Source organism: Mucilaginibacter ginsenosidivorans (genome assembly GCF_007971025.1).
Taxonomy (GTDB): domain Bacteria; phylum Bacteroidota; class Bacteroidia; order Sphingobacteriales; family Sphingobacteriaceae; genus Mucilaginibacter; species Mucilaginibacter ginsenosidivorans.
This window is the reverse complement of record NZ_CP042436.1, coordinates 4961087-4977597: the sequence shown is the minus strand read 5'-3', so window position 1 is coordinate 4977597 and position 16511 is coordinate 4961087. Positions and strand designations below refer to the sequence as shown.

The 16511-nt window shown below is 44.5% G+C and carries 7 protein-coding genes; 6 read left to right on the top strand and 1 reads right to left on the bottom strand.

All coding sequences use genetic code 11. The features are described 5' to 3' along the window. The first annotated feature begins 79 nt into the window (after positions 1–79). From treF to FRZ54_RS22655, 5 genes are all read left to right on the top strand, one after another. Positions 80–1648, top strand: coding sequence for an alpha,alpha-trehalase TreF (gene treF / locus FRZ54_RS22675; protein ID WP_147034086.1), 1569 nt, complete (start codon positions 80–82; stop codon positions 1646–1648). A 119-nt stretch (positions 1649–1767) separates the two neighbouring features. Then, positions 1768–3402 (top strand): DUF6377 domain-containing protein, encoded by a 1635-nt coding sequence (locus tag FRZ54_RS22670; protein WP_147034085.1) that lies wholly within the window; start codon positions 1768–1770, stop codon positions 3400–3402. A 593-nt stretch (positions 3403–3995) separates the two neighbouring features. Further along, positions 3996–7052, top strand: a complete 3057-nt coding sequence (locus tag FRZ54_RS22665; protein WP_147034084.1) for a SusC/RagA family TonB-linked outer membrane protein — start codon at positions 3996–3998, stop codon at positions 7050–7052. An 18-nt stretch (positions 7053–7070) separates the two neighbouring features. After that, on the top strand, positions 7071–8606 hold the full coding sequence (locus tag FRZ54_RS22660) for a RagB/SusD family nutrient uptake outer membrane protein (RefSeq protein ID WP_147034083.1): 1536 nt from the start codon (positions 7071–7073) through the stop codon (positions 8604–8606). 82 nt (positions 8607–8688) lie between these two features. Beyond that, a complete protein-coding gene (locus FRZ54_RS22655) occupies positions 8689–11988 on the top strand; it encodes a VCBS repeat-containing protein (RefSeq protein ID WP_147034082.1) in 3300 nt (1099 codons plus the stop codon). 3 nt (positions 11989–11991) lie between these two features. On the opposite strand, the gene FRZ54_RS22650 is transcribed toward FRZ54_RS22655, so the two are convergent. Further along, positions 11992–12939, bottom strand: coding sequence for a hypothetical protein (locus tag FRZ54_RS22650; RefSeq protein WP_147034081.1), 948 nt, complete (start codon positions 12937–12939; stop codon positions 11992–11994). A gap of 225 nt (positions 12940–13164) precedes the next feature. Between FRZ54_RS22650 and FRZ54_RS22645 the strand changes: the two genes are divergently transcribed. After that, positions 13165–16509 carry a VCBS repeat-containing protein gene (locus FRZ54_RS22645; RefSeq protein ID WP_147034080.1) on the top strand — a complete coding sequence of 1115 codons (3345 nt, stop codon included), beginning with the start codon at positions 13165–13167 and terminating at the stop codon, positions 16507–16509. The last annotated feature ends 2 nt before the right edge of the window (positions 16510–16511 follow it).

The window sequence follows — 16511 nt, the reverse complement described above, 5'->3', positions numbered from 1 at the left end:
AAACGTAACCGCTTGATTATTAAAGCAATTATTTTTATATCCATATAGGTTTGCTGCCTTTATCCTAATTATCGCCTTAATGCTGAGAAGATTTTTTATAACGCTATACCTGGCGGTTGCTGTTAGCTGTGCATGGGCACAGATAAAAACCCCGCGTCAATTATTCCCCGGTTTGTTCGAGACAGTGCAGATGTCGGATATTTTCCCGGACAACAAAACGTTTGTCGATGCCACTGCTAAACGCGATCCGGCACTTATTATGAAGGATTATAACGACCTGAAAGATAAACCCGGGTTCGATCTTAAAACCTTTGTGACTGCTAACTTTTTTATTCCCGGTACGCATAACGACGCATTCAAGAGCGATATACAGGCTGGTATTCGTAAGCATATCGACACTTTGTGGCAGGTATTGTACCGCAAACACGACACTGTTTCAAAATATTCCTCTTTGTTGCCTGTACCAAATGACTTTGTGGTCCCCGGCGGGCGTTTCCGTGAAACCTATTATTGGGACTCATATTTCACCATGTTAGGTTTGCAGGAGAGCCACAAAACCAAGATCATCCATGATATGATCGGTAATTTTGCGTACCTGCTGGATACATACGGGTTTATTCCAAATGGTATCCGCACTTATTATTTAACAAGGTCCCAACCACCTTTTTTTTCGATGATGATCGATATCCTGGCAAAGGACGAGGGCGCGAAAGTTTATACGCAATACCAACCCGAGCTTTTAAAAGAATACACTTTTTGGATGAAGGGCGCGGATAAATTACAACCGGGGCAGGCTTACCGGAATTCGGTACGGATGCAGGGCGGTGAAATACTGAACCGTTATTGGGATGAATCGGACCTGCCGCGGGAAGAGTCGTATAAAAAAGATGTGACCGCGGTAAAGGACACCAAACAAAAACCCGGCGATTTTTACCGTAATATTCGTGCGGCTGCGGAATCGGGTTGGGATTTCAGCACACGCTGGATGGATACTACCGGCCGGCTCGAAACCATACAAACCACGCTCATCATCCCGGTGGATCTGAATTGTCTTCTTTACCATCTCGAACTCGATATTGCCAAATCCTATAGTATACAAGGCAACATGACTATGTCCAAACTTTATCAAACCAAGGCGTTGAAACGCCGCAACGCGATTCAGAAATATTGCTGGAGTGCAAAAGACGGCTGGTATATGGATTATAACTGGGAGTTGAAACATACCACAACGCATATATCGCTGGCAGGTGTTTTCCCGCTTGAATTCAGGATAGCTGACACTAAACAGGCAGCCAGTGTCGCGAAGGTGCTTAAATCAAAATTTTTCAAATCGGGCGGACTGGTCACTACCCTGGATCGATCGGGCCAACAATGGGACAGCCCCAATGCTTGGGCGCCGCTTCAGTATATGGCTATCGACGGTCTGAATAATTACCAGGAATATAAACTGGCGCGTTCTATTGCCGAAAACTGGGTTCGCATCAATATCAGTGTTTTCAATTCGACCGGTAAGTTGATGGAGAAATACAATGTAATAGACACCGATGTGAAGGCCGGTGGCGGTGAATACCCTTTGCAGGACGGCTTCGGCTGGACGAACGGTGTTTTGCTCAATTTGCTTAATCATTATCATATCGATCAGCTGTGATTTTCTTTTTTAGCTTATTAATTAGCGATTTATTGGTTATTGCATTTAAAATTACCCCAAAATCGCTTTTTAATATTATTTTTATCCTATAGCTTAGCAGCTACTGATAAACCAATTTTATGAAGAGATCTTTTCTACCTGCCTTGTTATTGGTATTGCTTTTCCATTGCGCTTTTTCGTCGGTACCAGCTTCAAGGGTCGACAGCATTATGGCGGTACTAAAGAACGAGTTAGCCCACCGGAAGGATTATGACGATAAAAAAGAGGCCCGGATAAAAACACTAAAAGAAAGGCTGGCGGCGGTGCCGGCTAATAATTACGAGCGGCAATACGATCTGTGCGAACAGCTTTATGAAGAATATAAGGTGTACCAGTTCGATTCGGCTTATGTTTACACGCAAAAGCTGCTCAATATTGGTATTATTACCAAGGATGTGGCCAAAGTAAACAATACCAAAATAAAACTTGGGTTTATTTTACTCTCGTCTGGTATGTTCAAAGAGTCCTTTGAATGCCTTAACCAGATAAATGACCATCTTCTCAACGATAAATCCAAGTTAGAGTATTATTCCACAAAGTCGCGCGCTTATTCTGACCTGGCTGAGTATAACAGCGATAAAAATTATGCGCTGTACGATCAGAGCCAGGCCATCAAACTGATTGACTCGGCTATAGCTTTAGCTCCGCCAAACTCGTTCGAGAAATTGTATTATACGGGCAATAGGCAGGTAATCTCGGGCCAGTCCCAAACACCCTCGCCCACCTATATCAGGTTATTGACCCAATATAAACTTACAGATCACCAAAAGGCGATGGTGGCCACCGGGCTTTCTTTTTTTTATTCCGGCCCTTACCAGGATTCGGACCGTATTTTTTTAATGGCCGAAGGCGCGATCAATGATATCCGGTCGTCAACCAAAGAAACGACAGCTATTTTTAAGCTGGGCTGGCAATTGTATCTTGATGGCAACCTGAGCGACGCCTATACATTTATTCAGCAGGCCATGGACGATGCGCAGTTTTATGGCGCCAGGCTGCGAAAGGTAAAAATAGGAGCGGTTTTGCCGGTTGTTGCCGCCCAAAAGATCATTATTACCGAAAAAGAAAAAGATAGGTTCCTGGTTTACTTACTATCGATAGCGGTGATAGCTGTGGTAATTTTATCCATCTCGTTCATCGTATTTTATCAGCTAAAGCGGCTTAAGGCTAAGGAAAAGATCATTGAAGAAAAGAATGTACTGCTTGAAAAGATCAACGGGAAACTTTCGGAAGATACGCACATCAAGGAAGAGTATATCGGGTACTTTTTTAATGTGATATCCGGTTATATTTTAAAATTGGAGAAACTGAAACGAAGCATTGAGCGAAAGATCACGACAAAAAAATATGATGATATATTACTATCAGTCAACGAGATCAATATAAAGAAAGAGCGGGAAACCTTGTTTTATACCTTCGATCATATATTCCTGAAGATATTCCCCAATTTTATTGATTCGTTTAACGCGATGTTTAAGGAAGAGGACCAGATATGGCCAAGGGATCATGAGGTATTAAATACCGACCTGCGTATATTTGCGCTGATGCGATTAGGTATTAACGATAATGAGACCATCGCCAATATCCTTGAATACTCAGTAAATACCATTTATGTTTATAAAATGCGTATCAAGGCCAAAGCGCTTGTCCCGAGCGATCAGTTCGATCATCGCATCATGGATATCAAGGCAGTTGACCTGCTCAATAAATCCTGAATTCCACACAGAAGCTTTGGCCCGGTTTCCTGATACTTATTTTGCAAAAGCCGATATAATATTGCCCCCCATGCCTTTCTTTTAAAAAGTGTTTTCTGCTAAATTTTTGCTTGAAAAAGTTAAATTATAGTTATATTTTTCTTAGGCTATTATTTTATAATTCAATGATTATTAATTAATTAACTTTAAAAAAGTTAATTTTTACTTATATTTTTAATATAGGAATAGGTAATTTTCCAATGTCTTTCTTACTTTGTAATGTATAGGTACAATAAAAAGTTTGCTACCTGTGCCAATTTAGATAAACCAAATAATATTTTTTATTGAAGCTACCGGGCGGAATATTAATGCCTGATCACGAAGTAAGTTTGCAGAAGCGCTTATAGTTTACTATAAAATCTCTGCGACCGAAAACGTTCCCGGTAACTGTATGAAAGCACAGGCGAAAAGCTTTTAATGAATTAGTTAGTGAATACTAATTTTAGGATAAAGTGCAGGGTGGTATTCATTTGACGAAATTTTAGAAAAATTCATTGCATTTTTTTAATTAATAGTTATATTTAATCAGCCAATTAAAACTCAACCCAAATTCTATGCACTTTAAAAATTTACTCAAAGTAAGTTGTTTTATCCTGCTAAGCTTGTTTTCGCTGCAATCAATGGCGCAGACTGTAGTTACAGGTAAAGTAACCGACTCAAAAGACGGTTCGGGGATCCCCGGAGCCTCGGTAGTCGCAAAGGGTACCACAGTTGGTACAGTTACCGATGTTAATGGTAACTTCAGATTATCAGTAGCTTCATCAGTTACTACACTATCAGTTTCTTATGTTGGTTACACAACAAAGGATGTGACCTTAACAGGAGCCCCTTTAAACATTGCGCTTGACCCCACAAGTACATCACTAAACGAAGTGCTGGTAATTGGTTACGGTACCGTGCGTAAAAAGGACGCTACTGGGGCCGTAGTTAAAGTAAACGCCGGCGATTTTGTGCAGGGTGTTACCACTAACCCATTACAGCAACTGCAGGGCCAGGCACCTGGTGTTGTTATTACGACCAGTAGCGGCGACCCGAACGATGCACCTACTGTACGTGTACGTGGTACTACCTCATTATCCGGTGGTAACGATCCGTTATATGTAATCGACGGAGTAGCAGGAGCGGATATCCGTTCAGTAGCTCCAAGCGATATTGAATCGTTTACTATTGAGAAAGACGCTTCGGCTGCTGCCATTTACGGTTCACGCGCTGCGGGTGGTGTGATCCTGGTAACTACTAAACAAGGAAAAGCCGGCAAATCACAGGTTACATTCAATAGCTATGTTGCCTCTGAGTCGCCTGAGCACCTGATCAAATTTATGGACCGTAACCAATACTTGAGCGCATACCAGGATTTTTACGGCCATGCTATGCCTACCGGTACTTCAACCACCAGCGACCAGGGCGCCAACACAGATTGGTTCAGGGAAATTACCCGTACTGGTTTTACCCACAACGAAAACCTTGCGTTGAGCGGTGGTACCGAGCAGGGCCACTATAGAGCTTCAGTTGCATATACCGACCAGGATGGTATCGCAATTAATTCAGGAAGAAAAGACCTTTACGGCCGTTTCAACTTCGACCAGAAGACACTGGATAATAAATTGCTGATAACAATGAATGTATCAGGTTCACAAACCAATTCGTTATTTACTGATAAGAATGCGTTCCTGAACGCCGCAGCTGTTCCTTCAGTTATCGGCACAATGGACCCTGTAAATGCCGGTTACTACCAGTACATAAACAATACCCAGGAAAATAACCCTATTCCGCAATTAGTTTACCTGACCAACATTGGGCGCCAAGACCGACTAACAGGTAACCTAAAAATGGATTTTAATCCGATCAAACAGATCACCATCAGCCCTTATGCAAACGCTTCCCATGGTGTAAACGTTACTAACATTTATTACCCTCCTGCAGTTGCTCTGAGCCCTGTTGGTGGTTTGCTTAACGCAGTGGGCGACCAGTTTGGTTACACGCCGCAGCTTTCAAACCATGGCGATGTGGATAAAGGCTCGTCAGATTATACCAACAAAACCTATGGAGCTACAGTAGCTTATAAGGATGAATTTGGTAAACTGCGTTTAAGCGCGTTAGGTGGTTATGAGTTCAACTCATTCGACTACAGTGGTTTCCGCGTAGGTGCACACGATTTTAATGACATTTATCTCCCCGATGAAAATATCGGCTCGGCCAACTCTATATCTACTGCAGATATCGGTTCTGACAGGGGCGGCTACCAGTTGAAGTCATGGTTCGGAAGGGCTGAATTGAATTGGAATGATAAATATTACCTGACTGGTAACGTACGTTACGACTGGTCGAATAAGTTAGGTTTGAATAATCAATCAGGTGTGTTCCCATCTATCGATGCAGCGTGGGTTATCAGCAATGAAGATTTCATGAAAGGAGTATCATGGATCAGTTCGTTAAAATTGCGTGGCGGTTACGGACAGATAGGTAACCAGGATGTTATTGGACCGTACCTTTCACAGTTTTTATTTTCTTCAGGCAGACTGTATTACAATGGCTCACTTGGCCAATTTGTATCGAGCAGCAGCCCCGTTCAAAATCAAAATGCCAATTTGAGATGGCAAGTAAATACCACGACTAACGTAGCGGTCGATTTCAGTCTGTTTAATAGCCGCTTAACCGGTAGCTTGGATGTTTACAGCGAAAAAACCAATCACTTATTGTTTACGTACACTGTACCAACAGGTAGTACATTCTTTGTAAATACCATCGTTGCAAACATAGGTAGTATGAGCAATAAGGGTTTTGAATTAAGCCTGAATTACAAGATCCTTAGCAAGTCAGACCTCACCTGGACTGCAGGTGGTAACTTCAATGTTAACCGCAATAAGATCGTATCGCTTTCCGGTCAGTTTGCAGGCCTCGACTTTAACGTAACCCAGGCAAACGTTGGCAGCACCGGGGGGTTAGGTATCAGCGGTCAGATATCGCAGATCGGCTACCTGAAAGTTGGCTACCCAATCGGAACATTGTTATTACCTGAATATGCCGGTAAAGATGCCAATGGTAACCAGCAATTCTGGAAATATAATGCCGATGGATCGCGTACCGCAGTCACAGACGTAAGTTTGTTGAATTACGCTGATGACGGTAGCACCCAGGACAGGAAGTTTTATACCACTGATCCAAAATTTACTTATGGGCTTTCAACCAGCTTGACCTATAAACAGTTTGATTTCAGCATCTTTGCCCGTGGTCAGTACGGCAGCAAGGGCTTTAACGAAACCTATATGGACTATACGAGCTTAGCTAAATTAGGTACTTACAGTGTATTAGCCGATGCTTCGAAATTAGGTATCAAGAGTTCGTCTGAACCATCAAATTACTGGTTGCAGGGTACTTCTTTCCTGAAAATTCAGAGTGTTAATTTAGGATACAGCTTAAAGATAAATCAGAACAGGTATATCGATAAACTGCACTTCTATGTAGCAGGCAATAACCTGTACACCTTTACATCATATAAAGGTATCGACCCCGAGTTGACCACAGCCGGCGGCCAGACAGGTATCGATAGCAGGCAGCTTTATCCACGTTCGCGTCAGTTGTCATTCGGCGTTAACTTAACATTGAAATAATTAAAAAATTCATTATAAATGAAAAAGAGACACTTATTAATCGCAGCAGCACTTTTGGTTGTCGTAGGTACGTTTTCCTGCAAGAAGCAACTAAATTCGCCAAAGGATGCTGTTACCAAGGCGGCGGCATCAAATAGTGCCCGCTACCTCCAATCAATCGTATTAGGTACCTACACCCAATTACAGGGGCTGACCGCAAACAATGCCATGTTGCTTACTGCTGAAGAAACTACTGACGCCCTTATAGTTCCGGGCCGTATCGGTGGCGACTGGGCCGACGGTGGCGTATGGCAGCAATTGTGGCTGCACACCTACACTGCTTCGCACGGTAATATTTCAGGTGCGTGGGACAATGCCTACAATACCATTGGTTCAATCAACATTACCATCTCGTTATTGCAGGGCTTACCACAAACCGACGCTACCGCTTATTCTATTTCTGAGTTGAAGGTTTTGCGTGCGTACTTTTACTACTTATTGGTTACCAATTTCGGTAATGTTCCTTTGCTTACATCTACAGAGCAGGATGCAAGTAAGGTTGCAACAAGTTCAGCTTCGGATGTATTCAACTTCCTGATAACCGAGTTGAAAACAAACGGCCCGGTATTGAGTTCAAAGACCCCTTCACAGGATCCGGCCCAATACGGACGTCTTAACAAATGGGGTGCCTATTTCCTGCTTGCCAAGCTTTACCTGAACCAGAACGTAATTACAGGTTCGTCAGATAACAGTGGATACCAGGCTTGTTCATCCTACTGCGATTCGTTGCTGAATTCAGGTTATAGCCTGCAGGCTAACTTCCTGGATAACTTTGCAAGTTCAAACAATTCAGGTAACAACGAGAATATTTTTGTGATCCCTTACGACCATATTTATGCCCAGGGACTGCAAATACAAATGATGAGCTTCCACTACAACCAGGCTGCCAAATACAACTGGGGTAGTACAGGTGGCCCATGGAACGGTTTCTGCGCCAACGCCGACTTCTACGGTAAATTCAGTAATTCTGACTCACGTAAAGCCGGCTGGCAAGAGGGTATACAGTATGCCGCAGACGGTACTACACCATTGACGACTCGTGGTAGTGATAGTTCGCTGGTATTGAACTTCAGGCCGCAGGTATCAAATCTGTACACTGCTACCGAATACGACGGTGTGCGCCAGCAAAAATGGCAGCTTACACCAGGCTACCAGAGCCAGGATGCTGACTTTGCATTGTTCCGCTATTCAGACGTATTGCTGATGAAAGCTGAGTGTTTATTACGCCAGGGCGATGCCGCAGGCGCGTTAACTTACACAGCTCCGGTAAGGCAGAGAGCTGGTGTTGCTAATTTTAATATTGCAGCATTCAATGCAGACAGTTTGTTGTCCGAAAGGGGCCGCGAGTTTGCATGGGAAGGTTGGAGAAAAGAAGATTTGATCCGTTTCGGTCACTTTGGTGATAAAAAACAATTCAAAGCAGCTGATGCTGATGGGCACACCAAACTGTTCCCTATCCCGACTGAGGCTATCCAAAAGAATCCAAACCTGACACAAAATCCAGGATACAATTGATTAATATAGAACACTGATTTGAGATTGATGGAGTAGTATTAAATTACTACTCCATTTTTAATTTTATATATTAGCCTTTCCAATGAAACCTGCTAATTTTTTCTTCCCGGCTCTTGTACTATCCGTTTTTGCCTTTTCGTGCCGGAATAAAAGTGAAGCGCCAACGGCCGATCCGCTTTTTCAATTACAGCCATCATCATCTACGGGCATTACTTTCGATAATAAGGTTATAGATGACGGGGAGTACAATGTGTTCAACTACCGCAACTTTTATAACGGTGGTGGTGTGGCTATCGGCGATGTGAATAATGATGGCAAACCGGATGTTTTTTTTACCGCTAACCAGGGCGAAAACAAGCTATATATCAACAAAGGGGGTTGGAAATTTGAAGACGTTACGGCAAAAGCCGGTCTCAAAGGTTATCACCGGTGGCATACCGGTGTTACGATGGTGGATATAAATGGCGATGGCTGGCTGGATATTTATGTGTCAAACAGTGGCGGATTAGGCGGTGCTGACAGGGCGAACGAACTTTACATCAACCAGAAAGACGGTACATTTAAGGAAGAAGCCGAAAAATATGGTTTGGCCGACAAGGGATTATCAACCCAGGCTATATTTTTTGATTTCGACCATGACGGCGACCTGGATTGTTTTGTATTGAACAATAGCTACCGTTCCATCGAAAGTTTTGGGTATAGTCCCGATCTGCGAAATGTCCGCGACCCTCAGAATGGCGACCGGCTCTACCGGAATGACAATGGAAAATTTGTCGACATAAGTGCACAGGCCGGTATTTATAGCAGTGAGATTGGCTTTGGCCTGGGCGTGACGATAGGCGACATGTTCAACACCGGATGGGACGACATGTATGTATCGAACGATTTTTTTGAGCACGACTATCTGTACCGTAACCAGCATAATGGTCAATACAAGGAGATAAGCGGCAATGCCATCGGCCACATGAGCCTGGCTTCGATGGGGTCGGATATGGCAGACATTAATAACGACGGCAAACTGGATGTGTTTACTACTGACATGTTGCCCGAGGACGATTATCGCCTCAAAACTACCACCAAGTTTGATGAATACGATATATACAATGCCAAGCTGAAGAACAGTTATCATCACCAGTTTACCTCCAACTGTCTGCAGTTGAACAACGGCGACGGCACTTTTAGCGAGATTGCCTGTTTTGCCGGGGTCAACGCCACCGACTGGAGTTGGGGCGCACTTGCTTTTGATTTTAATAACGACGGCTGGAAGGATATTTTTGTGAGCAACGGCATTAGCCGCGACCTGACCAACCAGGACTTTCTTGCCTATTTCAGCAGCGACCAGGTGCGGAACCAGATCATTCACGGTGGTTTTAAGGCCAAGGAATTGCTTGATAAAATGCCCAAAACTCCGATAAAGAGTTATGGCTTTGTTAATCAGAAGAATCTCAGGTTCAAAAATGAGTCGGCATCGCTTGGGTTTATTACGCCAGGTTTTAGCAATGGCTCAGCTTACGGGGATTTGGACGGCGACGGTGATCTTGACCTTGTAGTTAATAATGAGAACGGCCAGGCATTCATTTACAGGAATATGACCTCCGAACGTACGCATGCGCATTATCTCAAAGTAGCGCTGAAAGGCAATGGCATGAATACTTTTGGTGTTGGTGCAAAGGTTACTATTTATACAGGTGCAATGCAGCAGTTGCTGGAGCAAACACCGACCCGGGGTTTCGAAAGCAGCGTCGACCCGGTATTGAATTTTGGTTTGGGGACTGCAAAAAAGGTAGACAGTATTAGGGTAGTTTGGCCTAACATGAAAATGCAGGTATTGAAAAGCATTGCCGCCAATACCAAACTTGATTTAAAAGAATCGGATGCTAAATTAACCTATGTACCGGCAAGTGTCGGCGCAGATAGCTATTACAAAAATATAACCGCGGAAGACATTAAAGGTGACATCAAGCATAAAGAGAACGATTACAAAGATTTCGACAACCAGCGGCTGATACCTAAAATGTTATCAACCGAGGGACCCAAACTGGCCGTTGCTGATGTGAACGGCGATGGCTTGCAGGATTTTTTTATGGGCGGGGCTACCGGTGATACGGCTAAATTATTTATACAGCAAGCCAACGGTACCTTTACTCAATTACGCCAGTCGGCTTTTGAACAGGACAAATTGAGCGAAGATATAGGCGCACTGTTTTTTGATGCCGACCATGACGGCGATATGGACCTGGTGGTGGCTTCGGGCGGAAACCTGGAAAAGGAAGGCTCGCTTAACCTTTTAACCCGGTTGTATATCAATGATGGGAAAGGGAACTTTAAACGTAAGTTCAATGGCTGGCCGCTGGTTTCTATCAATGCGTCCTGTGTTAGGCTGAACAGCAACAACGGCGACCTGTTTATCGGCGGCCGAAGTGTGCCTGATTCCTATGGCCTTGCACCGACAAGTAAGTTGTTGCGGAACGATGGGCATGGGAATTTTGCCGATATAACCGCGTCGTCGCCCGACTTGCTAAAACTCGGCATGGTGACCGACGCACAGTGGGTGGATATTGACGGTTCGGGTAAAAACTCGCTAATTGTAGTTGGCGATTGGATGCCGGTAACCATCCTGAAATATATTGACGGGAAATTGAAAAAAACAGGCGAAATAGCTAATTCATCGGGCTGGTGGAACTGCCTTAGTGTAGCTGATCTGGATGGCGACGGCAAACCGGACCTGGTTGCAGGTAACGATGGGCTGAATTCAAAAATAGAAGCGAGCCCGCAACAACCCGCTAAAATATATATCGCCGATTTTGACAACAACGGCCAGGTGGAATGTATCCCCGTTTATTACAAAAGCGATGGAAAAGCCTATCCGTTTAACCTGCACGACGATATCATCAGGCAATTGCCAGCAATGAAAAAGAAATTTCTGAGGTACGACGCGTATGCTGGTAAGTCTATAGAGGAAATATTTACCCCGGAACAATTGGAAAAGGCACTGGTTTTAACTGTCAATCAAACCCAAACCTGTGCGTTTTACAATAAAGGTAACGGCGAATTTACCATGACTCCTCTTCCTGCCAGGGCGCAGTTCTCGCCTGTTTACAGCATACTTGTGACGGACATCAATAATGATGGTAAAAAGGACTTGTTTTTAGGTGGCAACTTTTATGGGGTAAAACCCGAGGTTGGCCGGTACGACGCCAGCTACGGCGTTACCTTGCTGGGCGAAGGGAAACGCCGGTTCAACTATGTTCCACCATATCAAAGCGGATTGTTCGTAACAGGCGAGGTTAGGGATGCAGCTGCCATCGATACAAAAACAGGCATGTATGTTATCATCGCCCGTAATAACGATGCGCTCGAAATATTCCGGAAACAAAAGTAGAAATCAGAAATAAGTGGAGAAATTTACCTGGATATTCACCTTGCCGGTATCAGAAACCGGGAGTTTGTTATCCAGGTAAAATTCAAACGGTAAAATTGCCTGCTGGTATAGATGATCGGTAAAATATTGCTGTAATCCGGCATAAACTTTCATCCGATCCTTAAACCGCCCGCCGAATTTTGCAACGTAAAGCGGCCCGCCTTTAGGCATACGTGTAAAAACTATATTCTTTTCTGAAACGGTCTCTTTGTCGATAAATAACCCGACTTTCAATTGGGTCGAGTCGGTTTTCGGTTTGTCGAAATATTGAGCGATGACCGGTTGGGTTTGCTTAAGCCCATGTTTTTTTACGAATGTCTGTAGTTCTGCGAACATTTTTTCGGCTTCAACAAACTTATCTTTTTTCTGTACGGTCTCGTTGATAACAACGAGATTCGCGTCGGGTACCCTTGTTTTTGTAATGTTGCAGCCGTATTTCAGGCTGTCCGTTTCCATAAAGGTTTTTAAATCGTCAATGTGTGTGTCGGTAAATGTCGACTCATCAAAATGCTGGAACAGGTAACTGATAGCGGCGATCTTTTTATCGACTGTAACAATAGTTGTTTTCGGGTCTTTCGCAGGTACCGCATAATAACTGTACGCTACATTTTTATTTTTGGAATAATCATCCACACTGAATAAGCCGTCCGAAGCTTTTACTTTCAGCAAAAGGTTTGTAAACTTTATTTCGAATGCCCCGGTGTCTTTATAAATGGAGATCTTCGCGGTGTCTGCATACGGTATTTTTCTGAGGTCGGAACGCCATTCTTTCCACCTTGCAGGGGTTGCCAGTACATGATAAACATTGAAAAATGACGCGTTAACAGCGATGGTCTTTTCTTCGGTGATAGGGATAAAACACGCAATTAAAATAACGGCAAGTAGTACCAGTAAAATAACTTTTTTCTTCATCAGGGGTTATAAATGATAGCAGGCATCGAAAATAAGCAAAAAAGTCCGGCCGGAGCCACAAAATCCCTGTTTTTACGTTCAAAAAATTGGTTTCCTCAGCATTAATCAATATTTTTAGGCACCAAATAATTCCTAAAATTTTGCCCTGATGATACCTGTTACCACATATAAAAGCCGTCTTCTGCCGTCACTGCGTTTCCTTGATTTTGTTCCGGTGACCGCACCTTGAAAAGGATATTAACGACAATGGGTTTTGTCAATAATAACCGGAGGGGAAGGCACATTTCCCTGCTTTGCCTGTTGCTATCGGTAATGTCAGCCGGTTTGTTCTCGTGCGGGCGAAAAAAGGGCGCTGTCCCGGCATTATTTGAGCTACTGGATTCGACAAAAACCGGTGTTACTTTTAATAATAAATTAACCGACGACGACTACCCGGGCATACTGAACTACCTGTATTTTTACAACGGCGGGGGTGTTGCGGTGGGCGATATTAACAACGACGGGTTACCCGATCTTTTTTTTACATCGAACAAAAAAGGGGGCAACAAATTATACCTTAACAAGGGGAATTACAGATTTGAGGATGTTACCGGAAAAGCGGGGGTTGCAGGCGATGCCGATTGGTGTACCGGGGTTACAATGGCTGACGTTAATAACGATGGCTACCTTGATATTTATGTTTGTGCGGTTGCCGGCAAGCTGCAATTTAAAGGGCACAATATGCTCTATATCAACAATCATGATGGCACCTTTACCGAACGGTCCGCAGAATATGGACTCGACTTCTCGGGCTATTCAACCCAGGCTGTATTTTTTGACTATAACCACGATGGCAAGCTGGATTGCTACCTGCTGAACCAATCGAACCATTCGGTAGATACTTACGGGGACACGTCGCTGCGCCGTAAGGTAAATAACCTGGCGGGCAGTAAATTGTACCTGAACGATAACGGGCATTTTAAGGATGTAACCGAAAGGGCGGGTATTTACAGCAGCGCTTTAGGCTATGGTTTGGGCGTAGCGGTAGGTGACGTGAACAACGACGGGTGGGAAGATATTTATGTAGGAAATGATTTTCACGAAAATGATTACTACTATATCAATAATCATGACGGCACTTTCACCGAATCGGGAGCGAAGCATTTTAACCACTATAGCCGCTTTAGCATGGGCGATGATATGGCCGACTTTAACAACGATGGTCAATTGGACATTGTAACGGCCGATATGCTACCCGGCGATGAGAAAGTCCTGAAAAGTTATATGGGCGATGAGTCGTATGATCAGTACAAATACAAGATCACAAGCGGTGGTTTCCAATACCAGTACTCGCGCAATTGCCTGCAGAAGAACCTGGGCAACGGCGAGGCTTTTTGCGAAGTCGGGCTGATGGACGGCGTGTATGCCACCGACTGGAGCTGGAGCCCCTTGTTGGCTGATTTTGATAACGACGGTATTAAGGACATTTTTGTGGCGAACGGTATAAAACGCCGGCCTACGGACATGGACTACATCAGTTTCATTTCCAGCCTGTCGGTACAGGGGATGCTGATGAGCGGGCATGGACTTGATGCTACAGCTGTATCGAAAATGCCTGATGGCGAATCGCACAGCTATATTTTTAAAGGGACAAAGAGCGAAAAATTCATTGATGAAAGCGCGGCATGGGGCATTAAAGATGCAATGCTTTCCAACGGCGCTGTTTATGCTGACCTAAACAACGACGGTCATCTGGACCTGGTAACCAACAACCTGAACCATGCAGCCTGTATCTATAAAAATATTGCGACCAATAGTCATTACCTCGAATTGAAATTTACCGGTAACCCCGATAATGACTTTGGCATTGGCGTAAAGGCCTATGTTTTTTGCGGGAAGCAGATGCAATACGAGCAATTGATGCTGACGCGCGGATTCCAGTCGTCGGTTGAACCGAAACTGCACTTCGGGCTGGGCGGCAATAAAAGTATCGATAGCCTGCTTATCGTCTGGCCAAACCAATCGTACCAGGTCATCAAAAATGTAAAAGCAGATCAGTTGCTTAAGATCGGGGAAAAAAATGCCGGCGGACAATTCAATTATAGTAAGTTTTTCCCTTCACCCTCCCCGGCACTTAGAGATGTCACTACAGAGATGCGGGTGAATTGGTCGCACCATGAGGATGATTTTGTCGATTTCAACCAGCAGCCGCTGATACCTCACATGCTGTCGAGGGAAGGCCCGCGTGTGGCGGTTGCCGATGTGAACCACGACGGCCTCGATGATTTTTATGTTTGCGGAGGAAAGGACCAGCCCGGCGCATTGTTCATTCAGAAACCGGGAGGAGGTTTTGCAGAATCGGCTCAGCCTGATCTGGTAAAAGATGCTGCCAGTGAAGACGTTGACGCTGTTTTTGTCGATGTAAATAAAGACGGCAACCCCGATCTTTACGTCGCAAGCGGCGGCAGCGAACTACGGGATGGTGCACCGGCCCTCGCCGACCGCCTGTACCTGAATGACGGCAAAGGACATTTCAAACGGTCGGACAATATTCCGTCAATGCTGTTCAATAAGGCCGCTGTTGCCGTTGCCGATGTCGACCACGACGGGTACCCGGACATATTTGTGGCAGGCGCCTCAGCTGGTTTCGGGTTTGGGAAAATGCCCGATTCGTACCTGCTGATGAATGATAAAACCGGGCATTTTAAACCGGTGGAAATACCAGAAGAGCTTAAACAAGCAGGCATGATACGCTCGGCCGCTTTTGCCGACCTGGACAATGATGGCTGGCCTGACCTGGTGGTAGCCGGCGAGTGGATGCCGGTGAAAGTGTTTATGAATAAAAACGGTCATTTTGTTTTACAGCATAATGCCGGGATGGATAATTTATCGGGCTGGTGGCAAAAAGTACAGCTTGCCGACATTGATGGGGACGGGAAAATCGACATCATCGCCGGCAACTACGGTATGAACTCTAAACTTAAGCCAACCGCTCCCGACCCCATCAAACTATACCTGGCGGATATTGATAAGAACGGCACCATCGATCCGTTAATGACCTACAGCATAGGACAGCAGGAATACACCTTCCTGGGCAAGGGCGATATTGAAAAGCAGGTGCCTATTATCAAAAAGAAATTTCTTTACTACCATGACTTTGCCGGTAAGACCGTCGGCGAGGTTTTTGGCGACTCGCTGAAAGGGGTTAAACCGTTAATGGTTAATTCATTTGAATCAGGTGTTTTCTATAACAAAGGGAACGGTAATTTTGCCTTCAAAGCGTTCCCTGCATCGGCACAATGTTCACCGCTGTTTGGTTTTGCATCGTTAACAGGGAATAAAAAAGGGTTACTGGCAGGTGGCAACTTTGGGGGGGTAGTGCCTTACGAGGGCAGGTATGATGCCGACTATGGCGACGTGATGCTTTTGGACAAGAACAAAAGTTTCGCAGGCCTGTCGCCGGTTTCTTCTGGTTTCCTGTTGAGGGGCGAGGTGCGGGATATTAAACCTGTAAAAATAGCAAGCGGCAGGGTATACGTAGTCGCATTTAATAATAAGCCGCTTAGGTTTTTTAAGCAGATAAATAATTGAAG